Origin of the sequence: Hydrogenophaga sp. Root209, from assembly GCF_001428625.1 — a bacterium.
In the GTDB taxonomy this organism is placed as follows: Bacteria; Pseudomonadota; Gammaproteobacteria; order Burkholderiales; family Burkholderiaceae_C; genus Hydrogenophaga.
This window is the reverse complement of record NZ_LMIE01000029.1, coordinates 294,939-320,368: the sequence shown is the minus strand read 5'-3', so window position 1 is coordinate 320,368 and position 25,430 is coordinate 294,939. Positions and strand designations below refer to the sequence as shown.

The window sequence follows — 25,430 nt, the reverse complement described above, 5'->3', positions numbered from 1 at the left end:
CCGACTCGAAGCGCAGCCGACCGTAGGCACCGGCGCCGGACACGCGCAGCACCACTTCCTTGTAGCCGCCGAGCTCGCTGGGCGACTCGCTCACGGTTTCAACCTGCCAGCCCTGGCGCTCGGCGTAGCGGGTGTACAGGCGCGCCAGGTCGCCGGCAAACAGCGCCGATTCGTCGCCCCCTGTCCCCGCGCGGATTTCCACGAAGGCGTTGCGCTCGTCGTCAGGGTCTTTGGGCAAAAGCAACTGCTGCAGCTCGGTGTCGAGTTGGGCCATGTCCGCCTGAGCGCTGTCGATTTCCTCGCGGGCCATGTCGGCCATGTCGGCGTCCGCGAGCATTTCGGTGGCCGAGGCCAGGTCCGCTTCGCGCCGCAGGTAGCGGTTGAACACCTCGACCACGGTTGAGGCGTCGGCGTGCTCGCGGCTAAGCGTTTTGAAGCGCTCCATGCTATCCACCACGTCGGGCGCCGAGAGCAGGGCGTCGAGCTCGTGCAGGCGGGCGCGTTGGCGCAGGAGGGTGTCGCGGACGAAGGATTTCATGGGTGGGGAATGTCGGTGTCGGCGGGCCAGCCATCCGACGGTACCGAACCGCAGACGGCAGCGCCCTACGCAAGCCGCTAGGCTTGGGGGTCGCGCGGCGATTTGGCCGAGGATTCGCGCAGGAAGAGGCGCGAGACGGTCTGTGCCGTCACCGCGCGTGCGGCGGTGTCACCGGTGTGCAGTTCTGCCAGCGTGCCGTGCAACATCTTCTGAGTGAGGCCTCTGGACAGGGCTTCCAGCACGGCTTCCACCGGTTCGCCCTTGGCCAGCATGCGGCGGGCTCGGGTGAGTTCCACAGCGCGCCATTCATCGGCCTGCGCGTTGATCTGCTGGATCAGGGGGACCACGCCGTCGGCGGGGTTGCGCTGTTCCATCCAGTGCATGAAGCTGGCCACGCCGACGTCGATGATCACTTCGGCCTGGGCCACGGCGGCCTGGCGGTTGTCTTTGCCGGTCTGCACCACGGTGGCCAGGTCGTCGACGGTGTACAGGTACACGTCGGTCAGCGCCTTCACTTCAAATTCGATGTCGCGTGGCACGGCCAGGTCAACCATGAACATGGGGCGGTAGCGGCGCTTCCTCAGTGCTCGCTCAACGGCACCCAGTCCGATGATGGGCAAGGTGCTGGCGGTGCAGCTGATGACGGCATCGAACTCGTGCAAGCGGTCGGGCACGTCGGCCAGGCGGATGACCTGGGCGCCGAACCGGGTGGCCAGCTTCTCGCCGCGCTCCAGCGTGCGGTTGGCGATCGCCATGCTCTTGGGCGTCTTCGCGGCGAAGTGGGTGGCGGCGAGTTCGATCATCTCGCCCGCGCCGACGAACAGCACCCGGATGTCTTTCAGGTCCTCAAACAGCTGCGAGGCCAGTCGCACGGCCGCGGCCGTCATGCTGATGGAGTGGGCGCCGATCTCGGTGGAGCTGCGCACTTCCTTGGCCACGGCGAAGGAGCGCTGGAACAGCTGGTGCAGCGTGCTGCCCAGGGCGCCGGCGTCGTGGGCAGCACGCACCGCGTCCTTCATCTGGCCCAGAATCTGGGCCTCACCCAGCACCATGCTGTCCAGCCCGCTGGCCACGCGGAACGCATGGCGGGCCGCCTGGTCGTCGCGCAGCACATAGGCATGGTCTCGCAGCACGTTTGTGCTCACGCCGCCAGTCTGGGCCAACCAGTCCAGCGTGGGGTCCACCGCCGAGGCATCGCCCGCGCCATAGAGTTCGGTGCGGTTGCAGGTGGAGAGCAAGGTGGCCTCGGGTTGGCGCACCAGACTTTGCCGGTAACCGTGCAGGGTGGGCTGGATCTGATCAAGCGCAAACGCAAAACGGCCCCGCAAATCGAGCGGAGCCGTGTGATGGTTGATGCCGAGGGTCCAGACAGACATTGGCCGATTATAAAATTGATCGCTTATGTACGTCACTGGCAACTCTCAATGACACCTTTGTCTGCTCTCTCGCACCTGGTGGGTTTCGTGGCGCCCGCTCTCGGCGTCGGGCTGCTGCTGTGGGCTGGCTTGGCGCTGCGAGGCAAGGGACGGCCGGGAGTCAGCCGCGGCCTGCAGCTGGGGTTGCTGTTCGTCTCTGGCGTGGTGGTGCTGCTTGTGGGGCTGGTGTACTTCGGTCGCGACGGCAAGGTCGCCACCTATGCGGCACTCGTGCTGGCCCAGGGGACGGTGGCCTGGTGGTTGCGCGGTCGGTGACTCAGAAGCCCGGAGCGAACAGATCCACCCGGTCGGTGATGATGCCGTCCAGCCCCAAGTCGATCAGCCGCTGCGCGGCCCAGTCGTCGTTGACCGTGTAGGCCAGCGTGCGCAGGCTGGCCGCCCGGACTGTGGCGATCAGCGCCGCGTCCCACAGTGCGTGGTTGCAGACGACAGCCACGCACTCCAGTGAACGGGCCACGTCCATCCAGCCGGTCCACAGGGTGTCGAGCAGCAGGCCGCGTGGCAACTCGGGCGCCGTGGCCATGGCGCTTTGCAAGGCTTCAGGCTGGAACGAGGTCAGCAGGGGAGGCCAGCCGGGTCGGTCTTGCCAAAGGCGCTGCGCAGCTGCCGCCACCGCCCGGCCGGTCTGGGCTTCCAGGCCTGGAGTGGGTTTGATTTCGATGTTGAGCCAGCAGGCGTTGGACTGGCAGTAACGGGCCACACCCTCCAGGGTGGCCAGTGGCTCACCCGCAAAGCCGCGCGAATGCCAGCTGCCCGCGTCGAGCTGACTCAAGGCGCTCCATGACTGGTCGCCGCCCACGCCGTGCCCGTTGGTGGTGCGCTGCAGCGTGTCGTCGTGCAGCAGGAACACCACACCGTCGGCACTGAGTTTGGCGTCGCACTCGAACATTCGGTAGCCGTGCGATGCGCCCAGCCGGAACGCGGCCAGTGTGTTTTCGGGCGCGAGCTTGCCGGCGCCGCGGTGGGCGATCCACCGCGGATAAGGCCATGGCGTCTTGGGATCCCCCAAGCTCACACCCGCTTGCCGGTGGTTGCGTCGAACCAGTGCAGGCGCTCCAGCCTTGGCTGGGCGTGAATGGTGCTGCCCACCGCTGGTGCACCCTGGTCTTCGTGGGTACGGATGATGAGTTGTTCGTCGCCCAGCCGCGCATGCACCAGTCGCTCGGCGCCGAGCAGCTCCACCGTCTCCACCTGCAGCGCCCAGCCTTCCGAGCCGATGTCGAGGTGTTCAGGCCGCACGCCCAGGATCTGGCCTGTTCTGCCGCCCGGTGCCGATTTGAGAAGGTTCATGGGGGGTGAGCCGATGAAGCTGGCGACAAACGTGGTGGCCGGGCGGGAATACACCTCTTCGGGCGTTCCGAACTGTTCCATGTTGCCGGCGTTCATCACGATCATGCGTTCGGCCAGCGTCATGGCCTCCACCTGATCGTGCGTGACGAAGAGTGAGGTGATGCCGAGTTCACGGTGCAGCTTCTGGATTTCCAGCCGCGTCTGGGCGCGCAGCTTGGCGTCCAGGTTGGACAGCGGCTCGTCGAACAGGAAAACCTGGGGCTGGCGCACGATGGCGCGGCCCATGGCCACGCGCTGGCGCTGGCCACCCGAGAGCTCGCGCGGCTTGCGCGCCAGCAGGTGGCCCAGTTCCAGGATGCCGGCAGCCTTGTCGACCCGTAGCTTGATCTCGTCGATCGGCACCTTCTTGATCTTCAAGCCGTAGGCCATGTTGTCGAACACTGTCATGTGCGGATACAGCGCGTAGTTCTGGAACACCATCGCGATGTCGCGTTCGGCCGGCTCCAGTTCATTGACGACACGCTCGCCGATGCTGATCTCGCCACCGCTGATCTCTTCCAAGCCAGCCACCATGCGCAGCAGGGTGGACTTGCCGCAGCCCGACGGACCGACGATCACGATGAATTCGCCGTCTGCGATCTCGGCGTTGACGCTGTGGATGACTTGCAGTTCGGTTTTGCCGGTCCGGTAGCGCTTGACGACATTGCGAAGGGAGATGGAGGCCATGGAAATCTCTGTTGTTGTTCGTTGAAGCGCAGGCTTATTTCTCGGTGTCCACCAAACCCTTGACGAACCAGCGCTGCATCAGGATGACGACCAGCGCGGGCGGAATCATGGCCAGCACGGCGGTGGCCATCACGATATTCCAGTCGGTGGCGGCGTCACCGCCACTGATCATGCGCTTGATGCCGATCACCACCGGATACATGCTTTCTTCGGTGGTCACCAGCAGCGGCCAGAGGTACTGGTTCCAGCCGTAGATGAACTGAATGACAAACAGCGCGGCAATCGAGGTGACCGACAGCGGCAGCAGCACGTCCTTGAAGAAACGCATAGGGCCAGCGCCGTCCATGCGCGCGGCCTCCACCAACTCGTCGGGCACGGTCAGGAAGAACTGTCGAAACAAAAAGGTGGCGGTGGCTGAGGCGATCAGCGGCACGGTGAGGCCCGCGTAGGTGTTGAGCATGCCCAGGCTGGCCACCACCGAGTAGGTGGGGCCGATGCGCACTTCCACTGGCAGCATCAGCGTGACGAAGATGGCCCAGAAGAACAGCATGCGAAAGGGGAAGCGGAAGTAGACGATGGCGAATGCCGACAGCAGGGAGATCGCGATCTTGCCCACCGCAATCACCAGTGCGGTGATCAGGCTGACCATCATCATTCGCCCCACCGGCGCGTTCGAGGCAGCCCCCATTCCGGTGCCTTTGAGCGCAGCGGTGTAGTTTTCGATCAACTGGTTGCCGGGCAGCAGCGACATGGGCGCCTGCACGATGGCGTCGGCCGTCTGGGTGGAGGCGACGAAGGTCAGGTAGAGCGGGAAGCCGACCACCAGCACACCGATGATCAGCACGGCGTGGGAGAGGAGGGTCAGGCCGGGGCGGCGTTCGATCATCAGTATTGGACTTTCTTTTCGACGAAGCGGAACTGCACCACCGTGAGCGCAATGACGATCACCATCAGTACCACCGACTGCGCGGCAGAGCCACCGAGGTCCAGCGCCTTGAAGCCGTCGTAGTAGACCTTGTAGACCAGGATCGCGGTGTCCTTGCCGGGGCCGCCCTGGGTGGCCGCGTCCACGATGGCGAAGGTGTCGAAGAAGGCGTAGACCACGTTGATCACGAACAGGAAGAACGTGGTGGGTGAGAGCAGCGGGAACTGGATGGTCCAGAAACGCCGCCAGGGGTGGGCGCCGTCGATGGCCGCGGCTTCGATCAGCGATTTCGGAATGCTCTGCAGGCCCGCCAGGAAGAACAGGAAGTTGTAGGAAATCTGCTTCCAGACCGAGGCCATCACGATCAACGTCATCGCGTGGGTGCTGTTGAGCAGGCTGTTCCACTCGATACCCACGGCGCGCAACGCGTACGAGACGACGCCGATGGACGGGGCCAGCATGAACAGCCACAGCACACCAGCCACGGCCGGTGCCACCGCATAGGGCCAGATCAGCAGTGTGCGGTAGATCAGGGTGGCTTTGACCACGCGATCGGCAAACACGGCCAGCAACAGAGAAATGCCGATGCCCAGGCTGGCCACCAGCACCGAGAACACGGCGGTGGTCTTGAACGAGGCCAGATAGGTCTCGTCGTTGATCAGGTTCTTGAAGTTCTGCAGCCCCACCCATTCGGTCGAAATGCCGAAGGCGTCGGACTGCTGAAACGACTGCAGCAGCGCTTGCGCTGCTGGCCAGAAGAAAAAAACCAGAATGACGATGACCTGGGGCGCGAGGAGCGCCCACGGCAACCAGCTGGAACGAAAGACGACGCGTTTTTCAGAGGCCATGCGTGCCAGTGGCAGAAGGTTGTAACGGGCTCACGCGACGGGCGCGAGAAACGAGGCGGCATGGACCATGCCGCCCCGGCGAGCATACTCAGTTCTTGTTGGCGGCCTCGAATCGAGCGAGCAATTCGTTGCCGCGCTTGACCGCGCTGTCCAGCGCTTCCTTGGCGGTCTTCTTGCCGGCCCAGACCTGTTCCAGTTCTTCGTCCTCGATCGCGCGGATCTGCACGAAGTTGCCCAGGCGGATGCCGCGCGACTTCTCGGTGGTCTTGCGGATCATCTGGTTCACGGCCACGTCGGTGCCGGGGTTCTGCTTGTAAAAGCCCGCTTTTTCGGTGGCTTCGAACGAGGCCAGCGTGATCGGCAGGTAGCCGGTGCGCTGGTGGCTCTTGGCCTGGATCTCGGCATTGGTCAGGTAGTTGAAGAATTCAGCCACACCCTTGTACTCAGGGGCCTTCTTGCCGGCCATGACCCACAGCGAAGCGCCGCCGATCACGGTGTTCTGCGGTGCGCCGGCCACGTCGGGGTAGTAAGGCAGTGTGGCAATGCCGAAGTCGAACTTGGCGTTCTTCTTGATGCTGGCGTAGGTCGACGACGATGCGGTGGCCATCGCGCATTCGCCCGAATAGAAGGGCGCGTCGGCCGCGTTGCCGCGGCCGCGGTACACAAACAGCCCCTGCTTGGCCATGTTGGCCAGGTTCTCGATGTGGCGCACGTGCAGCGGGCTGTTGAAAGTCAGTCGCGAGCTGGTGCCGCCAAAGCCGTTGCCTTTGGTGGCGAACTCGGTGTTGTGCCAGGTCGAGAAGCTCTCGAGCTGGGTCCAGCCCTGCCAACTGGTGGTGAACGGGCAACTCACGCCCGAGGCCTTGAGCTTGGCGGCGGCGAGCACCACCTCAGGCCAGGTCTTGGGCGGGCTGTTCGGATCCAGTCCGGCCTTTTTGAACAGGTCCTTGTTGTAGTTGAACACCGTGGTGGAGCTGTTCAGCGGGAAGCTCAGCATCTGCCCGTTGGGGGCGGTGTAGTAACCCACGACGGCGGGAATGTAGGCCTTGGGATCGAACTTGTAGCCGGCATCGGCCAACACCTTGCCCACCGGCACGATGGCGCCTTTGGCCGCCATCATGGTCGCGGTGCCGACTTCGTACACCTGCAGGATGTGGGGTGCATTGCCCGCGCGGAAGGCCGCCACGGCCGCCGGCATGGTTTCGTCGTAAGTGCCTTTGTAGGTCGGCACGATCTTGTATTCCTTCTGGCTGGCGTTGAAGCCATTGGACAGGTCCAACACCCAGTCGTTGAGGCCACCGGTCATGGAATGCCACCACTGGATCTCCGTCTGGGCGTGGGCTGGCCCGCTGATCAGTGCGGCAAGCGCCAAGGCGCCCGTGAGGGGAAGAAAGCGTTTCTGCATGTTGGCTCCTGAAATATCGGACGACGGGAACGCCGTAGGGTATGGGTCTTTTGTGACAAAACGATTGCAATGGCGTTTCCCGTTCATGACAACAGGGGTTTCCATAAGGGGGGCGGGTGAATGGGGCCTGCGGTACCATCTTGGGCTACCCACTGTCACGTTGGCGTCTGCCACACCCATGAACGCTCCCACACCGCTCTCGCTCTTCGCCGTGGCTACCGACGAAGCACCGCGCCTGCGCGAGATCCCCTACAACTACACCTCCTTCTCCGACCGCGAAATCGTGCAGCGTTTGCTGGGCGAGCGGGCCTGGACGTTGTTGAACGAACTGCGCGACGAGCGCCGCACCGGCCGCTCGGCGCGCATGCTGTACGAAGTGCTGGGCGACATCTGGGTGGTGCAGCGCAACCCCTACCTGCAGGACGACCTGCTCGACACCCCCAAACGCCGCAGGCAGCTGGTGGATGCCTTGCACCACCGCCTGACCGAGGTGCAGAAACGCCGCACGCCGCAAGACGACGCCGGGCGCGACCAACTGGTGGCCGAGTTGCTCCAGGCCGCCAAGGGCGCGGTGGACGCCTTCTCGCGCTCGTTTGAAGACATGGCCGCGCTGCGCCAGCGCGCCACCAAGGCGCTGCGCAAGCTCACCGCGCACGACAACATCAAGTTCGACGGCCTTTCGCGCGTCTCGCACGTGACCGACGCGACCGACTGGCGTGTGGAATACCCCTTCGTGGTGCTCACGCCCGACACCGAAACCGAGATGGCCTTGCTGGTCAAAGGCTGCTACGAACTCGGTCTGACCATCATTCCCCGGGGCGGTGGCACCGGTTACACGGGCGGCGCGATCCCGCTGACCTGGAAGAGCGCGGTGATCAACACCGAAAAGCTTGAAGCCATGACGGAAGTGGAATGGGTGAGGGCGCCCGGTCACGAAAAACCCCTGCCCACCATCTGGACCGAAGCCGGCGTGGTGACGCAGCGCGTGGCCGATGCGGCTGAGCGCGCTGGCCATGTGTTTGCGGTTGACCCGACCTCGGCCGAGGCCTCGTGCGTGGGCGGCAACATTGCCATGAACGCGGGCGGCAAGAAGGCCGTGCTCTGGGGCACAGCGCTGGACAACCTGCTGAGCTGGCGCATGGTCACGCCGCAGGCGCAGTGGCTTGAAGTCAGCCGACTCGACCACAACCTGGGCAAGATCCACGACGCCGAGGTGGCCAGCTTCGAGCTGAAGTATTTCGAGGCGGACGGCAAGACGCCGGTGCGCACCGAGCAGCTCGTGATCCCCGGCAAGACCTTCCGCAAGGAAGGTCTGGGCAAGGACGTGACCGACAAGTTCTTGAGCGGCCTGCCGGGCATCCAGAAAGAAGGCTGCGACGGCCTGATCACCAGCGCGCGCTGGGTGGTGCACCGCATGCCCGAGCATGTGCGCACGGTGTGCCTGGAGTTCTTCGGCAACCCGCGCGATTGCGTGCCCTCGATTGTGGAGATCAAGGACTTCATGTTCGCCGAGATGAAGCGCCCGGGTGGCGCCATCCTGGCCGGCCTGGAGCATCTTGACGACCGTTACCTCAAGGCCGTGGGCTACGCCACCAAGAGCAAGCGCGGCACCCTGCCCAAGATGGTGCTGATCGGTGACATCGTGGGCGACGACGCCGACGCCGTGGCTCGCGCCACCAGCGAGGTGATCCGTCTGGCCAACTCGCGCAGCGGCGAAGGCTTCGTGGCCATCAGCTCTGAGGCGCGCAAGAAATTCTGGCTCGACCGCAAGCGAACTGCGGCTATCAGCAAGCACACCAACGCCTTCAAGATCAACGAAGACGTGGTGATCCCGCTGCCGCGCATGGGCGAGTACACCGAGGGCATCGAGCGCATCAACATCGAGCTCTCGCTGCGCAACAAGATCAAGCTGGCCGATGCACTGGAAGCCTTCTTTGCCAAGGGGCAGTTGCCCCTGGGCAAGACCGATGACGCCAACGACATTCCCAGCGCCGAGCTGCTTGAAGACCGGGTGCAACAGGCCCTGGTGCTGGTGCGTGACGTGCGCGCGCTGTGGGCCGGCTGGCTGCGCGACGTGGACAGCCTGTTCCCGCAGTTGCAAGACCACCGCCTGCGCGCCAGCTGGAAAACGCAGCTTCGCGCGCCGCTGCAGCAGATCTTCACCGGTGCCGCTTTCGGTGCGGTGCTGGACGAGTGCAACGCCATCCACCAGCGCGTGCTCAAGGGCCGTGTGTGGGCTGCGCTGCACATGCATGCTGGCGACGGCAACGTGCACACCAACCTGCCGGTCAACAGCGACGACTACGAGATGTTGCAGGCGGCGCACGAGGCTGTGGCCCGCATCATGGTGCTCGCGCGCAGCCTGGACGGAGTGATCTCCGGCGAGCATGGCATCGGCATCACCAAGCTGGAGTTCCTCACCGACGAGGAATTGCGCCCGTTCGCGGAGTACAAGGATCGCGTCGACCCCGAAGGTCGCTTCAACAAGGGCAAGCTGTTGCGTCAGGGCGTGGGCGGCGACGCCAACCTGCGCAGCGCCGACTTGTCGCATGCCTACACGCCGAGCTTTGGCCTCATGGGCCACGAGTCGCTGATCATGCAGCAGAGCGACATCGGCGCCATCGCCGATAGCGTCAAGGATTGCCTGCGCTGCGGCAAGTGCAAGCCGGTCTGCGCCACCCACGTACCGCGCGCCAACCTGCTCTATTCGCCGCGCAACAAGATCCTGGCCACTTCGTTGCTGGTGGAAGCCTTCCTGTACGAAGAGCAGACCCGCCGCGGCATCAGCATCAAGCACTGGGAAGAATTCGAGGACGTTGCCGACCACTGCACCGTGTGCCACAAGTGCCTGAGCCCGTGCCCGGTGAAGATCGATTTCGGTGACGTCACCATGAATATGCGCAACCTGTTGCGCAAGATGGGCCAGAAGAGCTTCCGTCCAGGCAATGCCGCGGCGATGTTCTTCCTGAACGCGACCAACCCCGAGACCATCAAGTTCATGCGCTCGGCCATGGTCGACGTGGGTTTCAAGGCCCAGCGCATGGCCAACAAGCTGTTGAAGAAGGTGGCGCGCAAGCAGACCAGCGCACCACCCGCCACGCTGGGGCCGGCACCGATCAAGGAGCAGGTGATCCACTTCATCAACAAAAAGATGCCCGGTGGCTTGCCCAAGAAGACCGCGCGTGCCTTGCTGGACATTGAAGACAAGGACTACGTGCCCATCATCCGCAACCCGGTGGGCACCACGGCCGAGACCGAGGCGGTGTTCTATTTTCCCGGCTGCGGTTCCGAGCGCCTGTTCAGTCAGGTGGGGCTGGCCACGCAAGCCATGCTGTGGCATGCCGGCGTGCAGACCGTGTTGCCACCGGGGTACCTCTGCTGTGGCTATCCGCAGCGTGGCAGCGGCCAGTTCGACAAGGCCGAGAAGATCATCACCGACAACCGGGTGTTGTTTCACCGCGTGGCCAACACGCTGAACTACCTGGACATCAAGACCGTCGTGGTGAGCTGCGGCACCTGCTATGACCAGCTGCAGGGCTACGAATTCGACAAGATCTTCCCTGGCTGCCGCATCATCGACATCCACGAATACCTGCTCGAAAAAGGCATCACGCTGCCAGCCGGGCAGGGCGGATACCTCTATCACGACCCCTGCCACACGCCGATGAAGCTGCAGGAGCCGATGAAGACGGTGAAGGCCCTGGTGGGCGACAACGTGATCGAGAGCAAGCGCTGCTGCGGTGAATCGGGCACGCTGGGCGTGTCCCGTCCCGACATCTCCACCCAGATTCGCTTCCGCAAGGAAGAAGAGCTGCTCAAGGGCGAGGCCGCCCTGCGCGCTGCCGGCACTGTGGGTGCGCAGGCCAACGTGAAGATCCTCACCTCTTGCCCGAGCTGCCTGCAAGGCCTCACCCGCTATGGCGACGACCTGAACAATGGCCTGCTCGAAGCCGACTACATCGTCGTCGAAATGGCGCGCCAGATCCTGGGCGAAGACTGGCTGCCCGCCTACGTGGCCAAGGCCAACGAAGGCGGCATCGAACGCGTGCTGGTCTGATCCCCACAACACACACGGAGACATTTCCCATGGCCGGACTCGACAAGAACACGCCTTCGCCGCAATCGATCACGCTGCACCAGCAGTCTCACGTGCTCGAGATCGGCTTTTCCGATGGAAAGGAGTTCAAGATTCCGTTCGAACTGATGCGCGTGTATTCGCCGTCGGCCGAGGTGCAGGGCCACGGTCCGGGCCAGGAAGTGCTGCAGACCGGCAAGCGCGACGTCGGCATCATCGCCCTGGAGCCGGTGGGCAATTACGCGGTGCAGCCCACGTTCTCCGACGGCCACAGCTCAGGCATCTTCTCCTGGGATTTGCTGTACTTCCTCGGCTCGAAGCAGGACGAGCTGTGGGCCGAGTACACCGCACGTCTGAGCGCCGCCGGCGTGGAGCGTGATGCGCCCATGCCCGAAAAGGGCGGCCACGCCTGCGGCAGCCACTGAAGACATAGCCATGGCAGATACCCATTTCGGCTTCAAGACCGTCGACGAGCGGGAAAAGGCTTCCCGCGTGCGCAGTGTGTTCGACTCGGTCGCGCCCAAGTACGACGTCATGAACGACTTGATGTCGGGCGGGCTGCACCGGCTCTGGAAGCGCTACACGCTCACCGTGGCCAACCCGCAACCGGGCCACCGCGTGCTCGACATCGCGGGCGGCACCGGCGATCTGTCTCTTGCGTTCGCCAAGAAGGTCGGCCCCACTGGCCGGGTGGTGCACACCGACATCAACGAGGCGATGTTGCGCGAGGGCCGCACGCGCCTCCTTGATATGGGCGTTGTGCTCCCCACCTTGGTGTGCGACGCTGAAAAGCTTCCGTTTGCCAGCGATTCGTTCGATTTCGTGTCTGTGGCCTTCGGGTTGCGCAACATGACGAACAAGGAACTTGCGCTGGCCGAGATGCATCGCACCCTCAAGCCCGGCGGCAAGTTGCTGGTGCTGGAGTTTTCCCGAGTGGCGAAACCGCTCGAAAAGGCTTATGACTGGTATTCGTTCAACATCCTGCCCAAGCTGGGCAAGCTGGTGGCCAACGACGAGGAGAGCTACCGCTACCTCGCCGAGTCCATCCGCATGCACCCGGGTCAGGAAGCATTGCGGCAGATGATGCGCAGCGCGGGCTTCGGCCACGTGGATGTGCACAACCTCAGCGCCGGTGTGGTGGCGCTGCATGTGGGCATCAAATGCTGAGCGTGGTTTTGATTTTTGATTGAAGGGGACGGGGACATGAACAAGTTGTGGTCGGTGATGCTGGTTTGCGCGATGGCGCTGAGCTCGCAGGATGTCTGGGCCAAGCGCATGGGCGGCGGCTTTTCGATCGGCAAGCAGTCGGGCAACGTGACGCAGCGCAGCACCGCGCCCGCGCAGCAGCAGGCAGCGCCACAGGCGCCCACGCAGAACGCCGCGGCCCGTCCCGCCACCGCCAGCCCGGCGGCAGCGGCGCCCAAGCGTCCTTGGGGCGCCATGCTCGGCGGCCTGGCCGCAGGTCTTGGGCTGGCCTGGCTGGCCTCTTCCCTGGGCTTTGGTGAGGGTTTTGCACAGTTCCTGATGTTCGCCTTGCTGGCGGCGGTGGTCATGGCCGTGATCGGCATGGTGATGCGCCGTCGCGCAGCTTCCAACGGTGCCGGCAACATGGCTTACCAAGGTGCTGGTGGCCCGGCCACCCAATCGGGCAATTCGCAGTTCGATCCAGCCACGCCCCGCAGCTACCTTCCGCACAACGTCGGCAACGATGCATCGGCCCGTCCGTGGGAGCGCAGTGGCCCCGCATCGCTTGACACGGCATCCGCAGCGGGCGGCTCCATGATCGGCGCAGCCCTCATGGGGCGCCAGACCTGGGGCGTGCCTGCCGGCTTTGATGCCGACGGCTTCCTCAAGGCTTCCAAGGCCAACTTCGTGAGCCTGCAAGATGCCTGGGACCGCTCCGACATCCCGAGTCTGCGCGCCATGATGACCGATGGCATGCTGGAGCAGATTCGCAGCCAGTTGGCAGATCGTGAATCCACCAGCACCGGTGGCGTCAACAAGACCGAGGTGGTGATGCTCGATGCCCAGTTGCTCGGTATCGAGGAGTTGGACGACGAGTACATGGCCAGCGTGGAGTTTTCGGGAATGATCCGCGAAGACGCATCGTCTGGTCCCAATCCATTCCGCGAAGTCTGGAACATCACGCGACCCAAGGCCGGCTCTGGCGGTTGGCTGGTGGCGGGCGTTCAGGCGTTGCAATAAGGTCAATGGGTCGGGTCCACGACCCGACCATGTCCGGGCAATGGCCGATGGTGCCGCCCGCCGGGTTTTATCCGTCAAAATCGGGTGGTCATGAAAAATGAACCACCCGATTCTTCGTCCGGACCAGGCGCTTCTGGCGCCTCGCCTCTGAACTTCCTGCAATCCTTGCTGGGCTCGATCCGCCCACCCGACTGGGTGGTGGACGAGTTGCAGAACCGGCTCGTGCTGTTCCTCAACCACGTGTTGATGCAGGAACCAGCCGCGCAGGACCGCTTGAAGCGCCAGAAGGGCAAGCCCGTGCGTATCCAGTGGGGCGACTTCCACCTCACGCTGGCGCCCACCGCAGCCGGTTTGCTGGAGCGCTGTGCGCCCGGGGCGAAGCCCGAACTCAGTGTCACACTCACCCAGACTTCACCCCTGGAGCTCGCTCAGAGCGTGCTGGCCGGCCAGAAGCCGGGCGTGGACATCCAGGGCGACGTGCAGTTGGCGGCCGAGGTGGCCTGGCTGGTGGACAACGTGCGCTGGGACGTCGAGGAAGACCTGTCCCGGGTGATCGGCGACGCCACCGCTCACACCATCGCGCGGTTCGCGCGGTCCGCAGCCACGGCCATCAAGTCGTTCGTGGCCCGCATGCCTGAAGGCTTTCCCCCAAGGAACCCATTCACCAGCGCGCCCGCGTCCGATGCCGGCGTGCCGCCGCACGACGGCGGACCCAGCGCATGACGCGGCTATTTCGCGGCGCGTTCATTGTCTGGGTGGTGTTGCGCTACGGGCTGGACGAGCTGGTGCTCTCCAGCTTCCGCGGTCGCGGCATCCGTCTGCTGACCCGCATCGTTTCCGTTGGCCGCAACCTGGATGCGCCCCGCGGCGAGCGTCTGCGCGAGGCCCTGGAGCGCCTGGGGCCGATCTTCGTGAAATTCGGCCAGGTGCTGTCGACCCGCCGTGATCTGCTGCCGCCCGATATCGCCGACGAACTCGCCCGACTGCAGGACCGCGTACCCCCGTTTCCCAGTGAAGTGGCCGTGGCCAGCATCGAGCGTGCGTTCGGCAAGCCCTTGTCCGAGGTGTTCACGCACTTCGAACAGGTGCCGGTGGCCAGTGCATCGATCGCCCAGGTTCACTTTGCGACCCTGCGCGACGGCCGCCATGGCGGGCGTGAAGTGGCGGTGAAGGTGCTGCGACCCAACATGCTGACCGTGATCGACAAGGACCTTGGCCTCATGCGCATGATGGCCGGCTGGGTCGAACGGCTTTCCGCCGACGGCAAACGCCTCAAGCCGCGTGAGGTGGTGGGTGAGTTCGACAAGTACTTGCACGACGAACTGGACCTGCTGCGCGAGGCGTCGAACGCCGCGCAACTGCGCCGCAACATGCAGGGCCTTGACCTGGTGCTGATCCCCGAAATGTTCTGGGACTATTGCTACACCGAGGTGATGGTGATGGAGCGCATGCATGGACTGCCCATCAACAAGGTTGACGAATTGCGCGCCTTGGGCGTGGACATCCCCAAGCTCGCGCGCGACGGCGTGACCCTGTTTTTCACCCAGGTGTTTCGCGACGGCTTTTTCCATGCCGACATGCACCCGGGCAACATCCAGGTGAGCACGGAGCCGGCCACGTTCGGGCGCTACATCTCGCTGGATTTCGGCATCGTCGGCACGCTCACCGAGTTCGACAAGGAATACCTGGCGCAGAACTTCACAGCCTTCTTCCGGCGCGACTACAAACGCGTGGCCGAGCTGCACATCGAGTCCGGTTGGGTGCCCGCCGAGACGCGCGTGGACGAGCTCGAATCGGCCATTCGCGCGGTGTGTGAACCGTACTTCGACCGCCCGCTCAAGGAGATTTCACTTGGCCTGGTGCTCATGCGCCTGTTCCAGACCTCGCGTCGCTTTCAGGTGGAAATCCAGCCCCAGCTCGTGCTGCTGCAGAAAACCCTGCTCAACATCGAAGGTCTGGGGAGAGAACTCGATCCCGAGCTGGATCTCTGGAACACCGCCAAGCCGTTCCTGGAAAAATGGATGATCGAGCAGGTGGGGCCGCAGAAACTGCTGCAGCAGCTCAAGGCCGAGGCACCCCAATACGCCAAGCTGCTGCCCGCGTTGCCGCGCCTGCTGCACGACTACCTGCATCACAAGCCGCACGAACTGCGGCGCGAACTCGACAGTCTGCTGGCCGAGCAGCGTCGCACCAACCGCCTGCTGCAAGCCATCCTGTACGGTGGACTGGGCTTTTTGCTCGGTCTCATCGTGATGCAGGTGCTGGTGCGCGTGCGCCTCTGGTGAGGCGGGCGGCCGTGTGCCGCCTGAGGCCGACGCCCGGCAGGGCGCTCGACACCCCCTCAATTTATAATGACGGGTTTTGTTCCGCTTCCTCCAGGGAGTGCAGTGCGCCCGCCGGGTGACTGCCTTGACCGGACAACCCCCCTTCTTCACCAGGTTCACGCCATGCCCATCTATGCCTACAAGTGCGAGTCCTGCGGCCATGCCAAGGACGTGCTGCAGAAAATGTCCGACGACCCGCTCACCGTGTGCCCGGTCTGCGGTCAATCCAGCTTCAAGAAACAGCTGACGGCCGCCGGATTCCAGCTCAAGGGCTCGGGCTGGTACGTCACCGATTTCCGCGAGGGCAGCAAGCCCGCCGCCACACCAGCCGCCGAGGGCGCACCCGCTGCCGCGGCGCCCGCCAAACCGGCCGGTGACGCTGCCGCACCTGCGCCCGCCGCTGCACCCGCCCCCGCAGCCGCGCCGGCTCCCGCCGCACCGACCACGCCGTCGGGCTCCTGAGTCATCCCGCATGCCGTCGTTTCGCAAATGGTTGTTCTCGGGCCTGCTGGTGCTGGTGCCCCTGATCATCACGCTCTGGGTGCTGGAGTGGGTGGTCAGCACGCTCGACCAGACCTTGCGCATCCTGCCCAGCAGCTGGCAGCCCGACCAGCTGTTCGGCATGCACATTCCCGGCCTGGGCGTGGTGTTCGCCCTGGTGGTGGTGCTCTCCATCGGTGCCTTGGCGTCCAACATCATCGGCAACAAGCTGGTGAGCTGGTGGCACGCGCTGTTGCACCGCATTCCCGTGGTGCGCTCCATCTACTCGGGCGTCAAACAGGTATCGGACACGTTGTTCTCCGAGAAGGGAAACGCGTTTCGCAAGGCCTTGCTGGTCGAGTGGCCGCACGAAGGCATGTGGACCATCGGCTTCCTCACGGGTTCACCCGCGGGTGACGTGCTGACCCACCTGCAGTCCATGCCCGGTGGCGCCGAGCACGACGAATTCCACAGCGTGTACGTGCCCACCACCCCCAACCCCACCGGCGGCTACTTCGTGATGGTGCGCAAGAGTGCCTGCGTGGAGCTGCAGATGAGCGTGGACGAAGCGCTGACCTACATCGTGTCCATGGGTGTGATCGTGCCCGGTGGACCCAAGAATCCGCATCTCAAGGTGGGCGCCGACGGCGCCATCCAGAAGACCCCCTGATCTCTCCCCGCAGGCCCGACCTGCGAACCTGTTGAAAGAAGAAGCGAAATGGCGATGCGTACCCACTATTGCGGTCTGGTGACCGAGGCTCAAATGGGCGAAACCGTGAAGCTGTGCGGCTGGGTGAACCGCCGCCGCGACCACGGTGGCGTGATCTTCATCGACCTGCGCGACCGCGAAGGTTATGTGCAGGTGGTGTGCGACCCCGACCGCGCCGAGATGTTCAAGACCGCTGAAGACGTGCGCAACGAATTCTGCGTGCAGGTGACCGGCCTGGTGCGCGCGCGCCCCGCCGGCACCACCAACGACAAGCTCAAGAGCGGTCTGGTCGAGGTGCTGTGCCACGAGCTCAAGGTGCTCAACCCCTCGGTCACGCCGCCGTTCCAGCTCGACGACGAAAACCTCTCCGAGACCACACGCCTGACGCACCGCGTGCTCGACCTGCGCCGCCCCTACATGCAGAACAACTTGATGCTGCGCTACCGCGTGGCAATGGAAGTGCGCAAGTTTCTGGACGCCAATGGCTTCATCGACATCGAGACGCCCATGCTCACCAAGAGCACGCCCGAAGGCGCGCGCGACTATCTGGTGCCCAGCCGCGTGCATGACGGCCACTTCTTCGCGCTGCCGCAGTCGCCCCAACTGTTCAAGCAGCTCCTGATGGTGGCCGGCTTTGACCGCTACTACCAGATCACCAAGTGCTTCCGCGACGAAGACCTGCGCGCCGACCGCCAGCCCGAGTTCACGCAGATCGATATCGAGACCTCGTTCCTGACCGAGGAAGACATCCGCGACATGTTCCAGGGCATGATCAAGACGGTGTTCCAGAACACGCTGGGCGTGGACCTGGGCGAGTTCCCGGTGATGGCTTACAGCGAAGCCATGCACCGCTTCGGCTCCGACAAGCCCGACCTGCGGGTGATGCTCGAGTTCACCGAACTCACCGACGTGATGGGCGATGTGGACTTCAAGGTCTTCTCGGCGCCCGCCACCATGAAGGGTGGCCGCGTGGTCGCCCTGTGCGTGCGCGGCGGCGCCGACATGAGCCGTAGCGAGATCGATGCCTACACCGAGTTCGTCAAGATCTACGGCGCCAAGGGCCTGGCCTGGATCAAGGTCAACGATGTCTCCAAAGGCCGCGACGGCCTGCAGAGCCCAATCGTGAAGAACCTGCACGACAAGGCCGTGGCCGACATCCTGGCGCGCACGAAGGCGCAGAACGGCGACATCATCTTCTTCGGCGCCGACAAGGCCAAGGTCGTCAACGACGCCATTGGTGCGCTGCGCCTGAAGATCGGCCACAGCGAGCTGGGCAAGAAGAACGGCTTGTTCGAGAGCCGCTGGGCACCGATGTGGGTGGTGGATTTCCCGATGTTCGAACACGACGAAGACGCCGATCGCTGGACCGCCGTGCATCATCCTTTCACTGCGCCGAAAGACGGCCATGAGGACTGGATGGTCACCGCGCCCGAGAAGTGCATCGCCAAGGGCTACGACATGGTGCTCAACGGCTGGGAAATCGGCGGTGGCTCGGTCCGTATCCACACCGCTGCGGTGCAGCAGAAGGTGTTTGACGCGCTGAAGATCACGCCAGAAGAAGCTCAGGTCAAGTTCGGCTTCCTGCTCGACGCGCTGCAGTACGGTGCGCCGCCCCACGGTGGCCTGGCCTTTGGCCTGGACCGCATCGTCACCCTCATGACCGGTGCCGAGTCGATCCGCGACGTGATCGCCTTCCCCAAGACCCAGCGCGCCCAGTGCCTGCTGACCCAGGCCCCGAGCCTGGTGGACGAAAAGCAGCTGCGTGAACTGCACATCCGCCTGCGCAACGCGGACCTGGCCAAGCCCGCCTGACCGGCGGCTTCGGCAACACCAGAAGGGCGACGACAGTCGCCCTTTTTATTGGGGGGTGGGCGCGTACGAATCCGCACCACAGAGCAGCGGTAACGAAACGTACGGCGCAGTACGGGTACGGGTTTGTTAGGATGACTTTTTGAAAGGAGCCCATCCATGAGCAAGAACGCCCAAGACACCCTGGCCAACAAAGAGAAGCTGGTCGCCGACCTGCAGCGCGTCATTGCCGACGCCGAAGAGCTGATGGTGGCCACCGCCCACCAGACCGAAGGCAAGGTGGTGGAGTTGCGCGAGCGCATCAACGAAAACCTGCGCCTGGCCCGGCACAAGCTGCTGGACGCGGAAGACGCGATCAAGGAAAAGACCCGCGAGATGGCCCGCGCCACCGACGATTACGTGCACGAGCACCCCTGGCGCGCTGTGGGCACTGCTGCCGGCATCGGCTTGGTGATCGGCCTGCTCATCAGCCGGCGTTGAACGGACTCGGCATGTCTGTGCCAACGACCCGCTTGTCGGCCTCGCTCAAGGGGTTGACCGCCACCGTGCTGGAACTGCTCCAGCTGCGGCTGGAGTTGCTCAGCGTGGAAGCGCAAGAGGAAGTGCTGCGCGTCGGTGGCCTGCTGGTCTTTGGTGCCGTGGCGGTGGCCTTCCTCAGCCTGGGGCTGGGCTTTCTGGCCATGCTGATCACCGTGGCACTGTGGGACACCCATCGCCTTGTGCCGCTGGCGGTGTTCGCCGGACTGTTTCTGGGCTTGGGCGGTGTGGCGGCCTGGCTCGCCCGCGAGCGCGTGCACCGCGGAACCCGGCTGTTTTCGGCCACGGTCGAGGAGCTCAAGCAGGACCGGGAGGTGCTTCGCTCATGACCGCACGCAAGCCCGACCGCGCCGAGCAGTTGGCTCGCCGGCGCCAGTTGCTCTTGCACCGGTCCGGGCGCTTGCGCGTTCAGGTGGTTGACCAGCTGCAGGTGGTCCAGCCTGCGCTGGCTTGGGCCGACCGTTTGCAGGACGCCTGGCGCTGGTTGCGGGCGAACCCGCTGGCCGTGGCGGGGAGCGTGCTGGCGGTCGCAGTGTGGCGGCCACGCCGATCGCTGGGGTGGGCGCTGCGGGTGTGGTCGGCCTGGAAGCTGTTGCAGCGGGCACGTTCGGCCGGCAACGCCGCCTCTCGCCTCTTCTGACCTTCTTTTCATGGTGGAGAAGATCCCGCAATCGGTGCTGGTCGTGATCCACACACCGGCGTTGGAGGTGCTGCTGATCGAGCGCGCGGACGCGCCAGGCTTCTGGCAATCGGTGACCGGCTCCAAGGACACGCTGGATGAGTCGTTTGAACGCGCCGCCGTGCGCGAGGTGGCGGAGGAAACCGGGCTGAACGCACGAGCGAGCGGCCACGCGCTCACCGACTGGGCGCTGGAGAACGTGTACGAGATCTATCCGCAGTGGCGCCATCGCTACGCGCCGGGTGTGACGCACAACACCGAGCATCTGTTCGGGCTGTGCATCCCGGAGCCCGTGCCCGTGCTGTTGAGCCCACGCGAGCACCGCGACCAGGTGTGGTTGCCGTGGACGCAAGCGGCCGAACGCTGCTTCTCGCCGTCAAATGCCGAGGCGATCTCCTGGCTGCCCAGAATGGCGGCGAGGTTGAACTGATTTGCACATGTCGCGGGTGGCGTTGGTGGCATGATTTGCTCATGAGCATTCTTCGCGTCGCCACTTACAACATCCACAAAGGCGTACAAGGCCTGGGTCCCGCGAGGCGGTTGGAGATCCACAACCTCGCACACGCGGTGGAGCAGTTCGATGCCGACATCGTCTGCCTGCAGGAGGTGCGTCAACACAACCGCAAGCTTGAGAAGCACTTCACCCGCTGGCCCGACCTGGATCAGGCGAACTACCTGACACCCGACGGCTACGAGGCTGTTTACCGCACCAACGCCACCACGCGCCACGGCGAACACGGCAACGCGCTGCTCTCGCGCTGGCCGGTGATCGACAGCCAGCACTCCGACGTCTCCGACCACCGCTTCGAGCAGCGCGGACTGCTGCACGTGCGGCTGTTGATCGAAGGCATCGACGTGCACGTGGTCGTGGTTCACCTGGGGCTGATCCATTCCAGCCGAGCGCGCCAGGTGCAGCGCCTGGGCGAGTACGTCGCCACCGGGGTGCCCGAGACCGCGCCGCTGATCGTGGCCGGCGATTTCAACGACTGGGGCGCGCAGCTGCTGCGGCCCATGGCAGACCTGGGCCTGCGCACCTTCGAAGGCATCCGTTTGCCGACCTACCCCTCGCGTCTGCCGCTGCTTCACCTGGACCGCATCTTCGTGCGGGGGTTGCGGCCGGTCTCGGCGCAGGTGCCGCACGGGCGGGCCTGGTCGCGCATGTCGGACCACCTGCCACTGATCGCCGAGCTGGAGTTGTGAAAGCCACCGACAAGTTGTTGCGCCGCTCGCGCGCTGTGCGCGGTGCCTTGCGAGGCGGTCACCAGCTGCTGTTGCTGCAGGGCGGCGCCGAGCTCTTCCCGGCCCTGGTGGCCGCCATGGATGCCGCGCGCCGTGTGGTGCATCTGGAAACCTACATCTTCGAGTTCGCCGGCTCTGCGCTCAGCGTGGCTGAAGCGATGGAACGCGCAGCCCGACGTGGCGTGGTGGTGCGGCTGGTGATCGACGGCGTGGGCACGCCGACGGTGCCCACGACCTGGCAACAGCGGTTTGACGAGGCAGGAGTGCGTTGGCACATCTATGCGCCGCTGGGGCGCTTCGGCCTGTTGCTGCCCAGCCGCTGGCGGCGGCTGCACCGCAAGCTCTGCGTGGTCGACGGCACGGTGGGTTTTTGCGGCGGCATCAACATCATCGACGACCAGGACGACGTCGCGCTGGGCAAGCTGGATGCACCGCGACTGGATTTTTCGCTGCGCGTGGCCGGGCCGTTGGTGCGCGACATGGCCGAGACCATGGAGCAGCTCTGGTGGCGCCTGCAAGCCGCTCGCAGCGCACGCCGGCGCGAGTTCAAGGCTGCGTGGGATGCCTTGCGCGAATCGCGTCCCGTGGGGGATTTCTCGCGCCTGCTGCAGAAACTCGACACGGCCCACACCAGCCCGCAGGGCGCGGGCAGCAACAGCACGTTTGGCGACGCGGCCACCATACCCCTGGGCGTGGACAGTGCGCGCGCCACCCTGCTGCTGCGCGACAACGTGAGCCACCGGCACGACATCGAGCGCGCCTACCTCAAGGCCATCGGCGCGGCGCGGCGCGAGATCGTGATCGCCAACGCGTATTTCATTCCCGGGCGCAAACTGCGCCGCGCGCTCATCCTGGCGGCCGCGCGGGGCGTGCGAGTGCGCCTGCTGTCGCAGGGCAAGTACGAGAACTTCTTTCAGTACCGTGCGGCGCGGCCGGTCTACCAGCACCTGGTCAACGCCGGCATCGAGATCCACGAGTACGCACCCAGTGCCCTGCATGCCAAGGTGGCGGTGGTGGACGAGCGCTGGGCCACGGTGGGTTCGACCAACCTGGACCCGCTCTCGATGCTGCTGGCGCGCGAGGCCAACGTGATGACCACCGACCAGCGCTTTGCCCGTCTGCTGCGCAGCCACCTCGATAGCCTGGTGCAGAACGCAGGTGACATGGTCGATGTGCGGGCGTTGAGCAGCCGACACTGGACGCAGCGTGTGCTCGACCGCATTGCATTCGGCATCATGCGCGCGACTTTGTTCGTGACGGGCCACAGGTATTGAGTTGGCCATGCAAGACGACCTGATCGTCCAGCGCCCGCAAGGCTTGTACTGCCCCGCGGGCGACTTCTACATCGACCCGTGGCGCCGCGTCGAGCGCGCCGTGATCACCCATGCGCATGCCGACCACGCACGCCCTGGCCACGCGCACTACCTGGCCACCGCTGTGTCCGAGGGCCTGCTGCGTTCGCGCCTGGGGCAGGGCATCACGCTGCAGGGGCTGGCCTACGGTGAGATGGTGGAGCACAACGGCGTGCGCATTTCGCTGCACCCGGCCGGCCACGTGCTGGGTTCGGCCCAGGTGCGGGTGGAGCATGGTGGCCGGGTGTGGGTGGCCAGCGGCGACTACCGCACCGCACCGGCCGGCTCTACGCCCGACCGGACCTGCACACCGTTCGAGCCGGTGCCCTGCGATGTCTTCATCACCGAGTCCACGTTCGGCCTGCCCATCTACCGCTGGCGGTCGGACGCAGAGCTGTTCGGCCAGATCGACCAATGGTGGGCCGACAACGCCGAGGCCGGGCGCGCCAGCGTACTGATCTGCTACAGCCTGGGCAAGGCGCAGCGCATCCTGGGCGGGGTGGATGCATCCATCGGCGCCATCGTCTGCCACGGTGCGGTCGAACCGCTCAACCGCGCCTACCGTGCCGCCGGTGTCAACCTGCCCGAGACACTGGAGGTGAGTGACGCGAGCGCCAAGGCCAGCCTGCAGCGCGCGCTGGTGCTGTGCCCCGGCAGCGCGCTGGGCACGCCGTGGATCAAACGTTTCGGTGATTTTTCGGACGCGTTTGCCAGTGGCTGGATGCAGGTGCGCGGACAGCGCCGGCGTGGCGGGCACGACCGCGGCTTCGTGCTCAGCGACCACGCCGACTGGCCCGGGCTGCTCGGCGCCATCGGTGCCAGTGGTGCCGAGCGCGTGATCGTCACCCACGGCAGCGTTCCGGTGCTGGTGCGCTACCTGCAGGAGCAAGGGTTGCAGGCCGAGGGCTTCGAGACCGAGTACGGCGACGAACACGAGACCCGCACCGAAAGCACGCCAGCGTCGACCCCATGAAGCGCTTTGCCGACTTGTTCGCCGAGCTGGATGCGACCACCGCCACCAGCGCCAAGGTGACCGCGCTGAGGCGTTACCTGAGCGCCGTGGACGACGCTGACGCAGCCTGGGCGGTGTACTTCCTCTCGGGCGGCAAACCGCGCCAGTTGATCAAGACTGCGCAGTTGCGCGCCTTGGCGCAAGAGGCATCGGGGTTGCCCGAATGGTTGTTTGAAGCGAGCTACCAGACCGTCGGCGACCTGGCCGAAACCATCGCGCTGGTGCTGCCCGCTCCCGAGGGCAGCGAGGGCCTGGTGGCCAGCCTGAGCGACTGGATGGAGCAGCGCCTGCTGCCCCTGCGCGGGCAGGGTGAGGACATCGTGGCCATGGCGGTGCGCGCCTGGTGGCGCGAGCTGGACATGACCGGGCGTTTCCTGCTGGTCAAGCTGGTGAGCGGTGGATTTCGCGTGGGCGTGAGCAAGCTGCTGGTGCAGCGCGCCATCGCTCAACACGCGGGACTGGATGCCAAACAGGTGGCCGCGCGCATGATGGGTTTCACCGACAGCAAGCGCCTCCCGACCGCGGCCATGTACCGCGCCCTGATTGCACCGGCTGGTGAAGCGGGCGGCGAACATGCTGCACGCGAGCCCAGCCAGCCCTATCCGTTCTTTCTCGCCAACCCGCTGGGCATGGATGCCGGCGACGACCTGCTGAGCCTGGAAGTGGCCAGCTCCGACATCGCGCAGGCCATGCAGGCGCGCCTGGGCCCGGCCATCGACTGGCAAGCCGAATGGAAGTTCGATGGCGTTCGCGGCCAGATCGTCAAGCGCGCCGGTCGGGTGTGGGTGTGGTCGCGCGGGGAAGAGCTCATGAGCGAGCGCTTCCCGGAACTGCAAGCCCTCGCCCAGCGTTGGCCCGACGGCACGGTGGTTGATGGCGAGATACTGGTGTGGGACGAGGGTGATGGTGTGAGTGCCTTGCCCGGCAGCGACCGGCTCGGCCGACCCGCGCCGTTTGCCTTGCTGCAGCAGCGCATTGCCCGCAAGACACTGAACGCCAAAGTGTTGGCCGATGCGCCCGTGAGTTTCATGGCCTACGACCTGCTGGAAGCCGATGCGCAAGACTTGCGCGCGCAGCCACAGACCGAACGCCGCGCGCGCCTGGAGACCCTGGCCCGGGGCCTGAACGCCGTGTTGGGCCCGCGCCTGTGGCTCTCACCCGGCATCGCCGCCAGCGACTGGCCCACGCTCGCCGAGCAGCGGTCGAAGGCGCGTGAACTCGGCGTGGAGGGGCTGATGCTCAAGCACCGCCGCAGCACTTACGGCACTGGCCGGCAGAAGCGCTGGACCGGCCCGGGCACCAACACCGAAGACGGGGTGGTGGCCTGGTGGAAATGGAAGATCGACCCGCTGAGCATCGACGGCGTGTTGATCTACGCCCAGGCCGGCCACGGCCGTCGCGCCTCGGTCTACACCGACTACACCTTCGCGGTCTGGAACCGCTTGCCGGCCAGCGCCGAAGAGGCGCAGGCCGTGGTGGACGCGATTGCTCGCCGAGAACCCGCCGTGCCCGGTGCGTTGCAACTGGTGGCCTTCACCAAAGCCTATTCGGGCCTGACCGACGAAGAATTCAAGTCGGTCGACGCCGTGATCCGCCAGCAAACGCTGGAGAAGTTCGGCCCGGTGCGCAGCGTGCGACCGACCCTGGTGTTTGAACTTGCCTTCGAAGGCATCGCCCGCAGCACCCGCCACAAGAGCGGTGTGGCGCTGCGCTTTCCGCGCATGCAACGCATCCGGTACGACAAGCCGCTGCACGAGGCGAGCACCTTGCAGGAGCTGGAAGCCTTGCTGGGCGACTCCCCATCCCGGTAAAAGCCTTATTCATGCTCGAACGAAAAGCGG

At 65.1% G+C, this 25,430-nt stretch carries 25 protein-coding genes; 18 read left to right on the top strand and 7 right to left on the bottom strand.

Features of this window, described 5'->3' with window-relative positions; translation table 11 throughout:
• Together ASE11_RS26705 and hemA are read right to left on the bottom strand one after the other, a co-directional pair.
• The coding region (locus ASE11_RS26705; RefSeq protein WP_235501310.1) for a PCRF domain-containing protein at positions 1 to 538 on the bottom strand (538 nt) is incomplete at its 3' end.
• A gap of 77 nt (positions 539 to 615) precedes the next feature.
• Positions 616 to 1,914: a glutamyl-tRNA reductase gene (gene hemA / locus ASE11_RS15025; RefSeq protein ID WP_056273088.1), complete on the bottom strand. Its 1,299-nt coding sequence runs from the start codon at positions 1,912 to 1,914 to the stop codon at positions 616 to 618.
• A gap of 48 nt (positions 1,915 to 1,962) precedes the next feature.
• On the opposite strand from hemA, the gene ASE11_RS15020 reads away from it, so the two are divergent.
• Entirely contained in the window at positions 1,963 to 2,229 is a 267-nt protein-coding gene (locus tag ASE11_RS15020; protein WP_056273085.1) for a hypothetical protein, read from the top strand.
• A gap of 1 nt (position 2,230) precedes the next feature.
• Here ASE11_RS15020 and ugpQ read toward each other — a convergent pair whose 3' ends face one another.
• From ugpQ to ugpB, 5 genes are all read right to left on the bottom strand, one after another.
• Positions 2,231 to 2,983, bottom strand: coding sequence for a glycerophosphodiester phosphodiesterase (ugpQ, locus tag ASE11_RS15015; protein WP_056274236.1), 753 nt, complete (start codon positions 2,981 to 2,983; stop codon positions 2,231 to 2,233).
• A gap of 2 nt (positions 2,984 to 2,985) precedes the next feature.
• Positions 2,986 to 3,990 carry a sn-glycerol-3-phosphate ABC transporter ATP-binding protein UgpC gene (gene ugpC / locus ASE11_RS15010; protein WP_056273082.1) on the bottom strand — a complete coding sequence of 335 codons (1,005 nt, stop codon included), beginning with the start codon at positions 3,988 to 3,990 and terminating at the stop codon, positions 2,986 to 2,988.
• A gap of 34 nt (positions 3,991 to 4,024) precedes the next feature.
• Entirely contained in the window at positions 4,025 to 4,876 is an 852-nt protein-coding gene (gene ugpE / locus ASE11_RS15005) for a sn-glycerol-3-phosphate ABC transporter permease UgpE (protein WP_056273077.1), read from the bottom strand.
• On the bottom strand, positions 4,876 to 5,763 hold the full coding sequence (gene ugpA, locus ASE11_RS15000) for a sn-glycerol-3-phosphate ABC transporter permease UgpA (RefSeq protein WP_056273073.1): 888 nt from the start codon (positions 5,761 to 5,763) through the stop codon (positions 4,876 to 4,878). Before ugpA ends, ugpE begins: the two co-directional genes overlap by 1 nt.
• Positions 5,764 to 5,851: 88 nt before the next feature.
• Positions 5,852 to 7,168 carry a sn-glycerol-3-phosphate ABC transporter substrate-binding protein UgpB gene (ugpB, locus tag ASE11_RS14995; protein WP_056273068.1) on the bottom strand — a complete coding sequence of 439 codons (1,317 nt, stop codon included), beginning with the start codon at positions 7,166 to 7,168 and terminating at the stop codon, positions 5,852 to 5,854.
• 178 nt (positions 7,169 to 7,346) lie between these two features.
• On the opposite strand from ugpB, the gene ASE11_RS14990 reads away from it, so the two are divergent.
• From ASE11_RS14990 to ASE11_RS14910, 17 genes are all read left to right on the top strand, one after another.
• A complete protein-coding gene (locus tag ASE11_RS14990) occupies positions 7,347 to 11,225 on the top strand; it encodes a DUF3683 domain-containing protein (RefSeq protein WP_056273065.1) in 3,879 nt (1,292 codons plus the stop codon).
• A gap of 29 nt (positions 11,226 to 11,254) precedes the next feature.
• Positions 11,255 to 11,668, top strand: coding sequence for a gamma-butyrobetaine hydroxylase-like domain-containing protein (locus ASE11_RS14985; RefSeq protein WP_056273059.1), 414 nt, complete (start codon positions 11,255 to 11,257; stop codon positions 11,666 to 11,668).
• Between the two features lie 10 nt (positions 11,669 to 11,678).
• Positions 11,679 to 12,410 carry a bifunctional demethylmenaquinone methyltransferase/2-methoxy-6-polyprenyl-1,4-benzoquinol methylase UbiE gene (ubiE, locus tag ASE11_RS14980; RefSeq protein WP_056273054.1) on the top strand — a complete coding sequence of 244 codons (732 nt, stop codon included), beginning with the start codon at positions 11,679 to 11,681 and terminating at the stop codon, positions 12,408 to 12,410.
• 36 nt (positions 12,411 to 12,446) lie between these two features.
• Positions 12,447 to 13,448, top strand: coding sequence for a Tim44 domain-containing protein (locus ASE11_RS14975; RefSeq protein WP_056273050.1), 1,002 nt, complete (start codon positions 12,447 to 12,449; stop codon positions 13,446 to 13,448).
• Positions 13,449 to 13,538: 90 nt separating this feature from the next.
• Entirely contained in the window at positions 13,539 to 14,171 is a 633-nt protein-coding gene (locus ASE11_RS14970) for an SCP2 domain-containing protein (protein WP_056273046.1), read from the top strand.
• Positions 14,168 to 15,733, top strand: coding sequence for a ubiquinone biosynthesis regulatory protein kinase UbiB (gene ubiB, locus ASE11_RS14965; protein WP_056273043.1), 1,566 nt, complete (start codon positions 14,168 to 14,170; stop codon positions 15,731 to 15,733). Before ASE11_RS14970 ends, ubiB begins: the two co-directional genes overlap by 4 nt.
• A gap of 162 nt (positions 15,734 to 15,895) precedes the next feature.
• Entirely contained in the window at positions 15,896 to 16,234 is a 339-nt protein-coding gene (locus tag ASE11_RS14960) for an FmdB family zinc ribbon protein (RefSeq protein WP_056273040.1), read from the top strand.
• Between the two features lie 10 nt (positions 16,235 to 16,244).
• Positions 16,245 to 16,922, top strand: a complete 678-nt coding sequence (locus ASE11_RS14955; protein WP_056273036.1) for a DUF502 domain-containing protein — start codon at positions 16,245 to 16,247, stop codon at positions 16,920 to 16,922.
• A 48-nt stretch (positions 16,923 to 16,970) separates the two neighbouring features.
• Positions 16,971 to 18,773: an aspartate--tRNA ligase gene (aspS, locus tag ASE11_RS14950; RefSeq protein WP_056273033.1), complete on the top strand. Its 1,803-nt coding sequence runs from the start codon at positions 16,971 to 16,973 to the stop codon at positions 18,771 to 18,773.
• A gap of 156 nt (positions 18,774 to 18,929) precedes the next feature.
• Entirely contained in the window at positions 18,930 to 19,250 is a 321-nt protein-coding gene (locus ASE11_RS14945; RefSeq protein WP_056273030.1) for a DUF883 family protein, read from the top strand.
• An 11-nt stretch (positions 19,251 to 19,261) separates the two neighbouring features.
• Positions 19,262 to 19,636 carry a phage holin family protein gene (locus tag ASE11_RS14940; RefSeq protein WP_056273027.1) on the top strand — a complete coding sequence of 125 codons (375 nt, stop codon included), beginning with the start codon at positions 19,262 to 19,264 and terminating at the stop codon, positions 19,634 to 19,636.
• A complete protein-coding gene (locus ASE11_RS14935) occupies positions 19,633 to 19,947 on the top strand; it encodes a YqjK family protein (protein WP_056273023.1) in 315 nt (104 codons plus the stop codon). The genes ASE11_RS14940 and ASE11_RS14935 overlap by 4 nt, the downstream gene beginning before the upstream one ends.
• A gap of 10 nt (positions 19,948 to 19,957) precedes the next feature.
• Positions 19,958 to 20,416, top strand: a complete 459-nt coding sequence (nudB, locus tag ASE11_RS14930) for a dihydroneopterin triphosphate diphosphatase (RefSeq protein ID WP_056273020.1) — start codon at positions 19,958 to 19,960, stop codon at positions 20,414 to 20,416.
• A 41-nt stretch (positions 20,417 to 20,457) separates the two neighbouring features.
• Positions 20,458 to 21,186 (top strand): endonuclease/exonuclease/phosphatase family protein, encoded by a 729-nt coding sequence (locus ASE11_RS14925; protein ID WP_056273016.1) that lies wholly within the window; start codon positions 20,458 to 20,460, stop codon positions 21,184 to 21,186.
• Positions 21,183 to 22,499: a cardiolipin synthase ClsB gene (clsB, locus tag ASE11_RS14920; RefSeq protein ID WP_235501309.1), complete on the top strand. Its 1,317-nt coding sequence runs from the start codon at positions 21,183 to 21,185 to the stop codon at positions 22,497 to 22,499. The genes ASE11_RS14925 and clsB overlap by 4 nt, the downstream gene beginning before the upstream one ends.
• Before the next feature lie 7 nt (positions 22,500 to 22,506).
• Positions 22,507 to 23,550 (top strand): ligase-associated DNA damage response exonuclease, encoded by a 1,044-nt coding sequence (locus tag ASE11_RS14915; RefSeq protein ID WP_056273013.1) that lies wholly within the window; start codon positions 22,507 to 22,509, stop codon positions 23,548 to 23,550.
• Entirely contained in the window at positions 23,547 to 25,400 is a 1,854-nt protein-coding gene (locus ASE11_RS14910) for an ATP-dependent DNA ligase (protein WP_056273011.1), read from the top strand. The genes ASE11_RS14915 and ASE11_RS14910 overlap by 4 nt, the downstream gene beginning before the upstream one ends.
• Positions 25,401 to 25,430 lie beyond the last annotated feature (30 nt).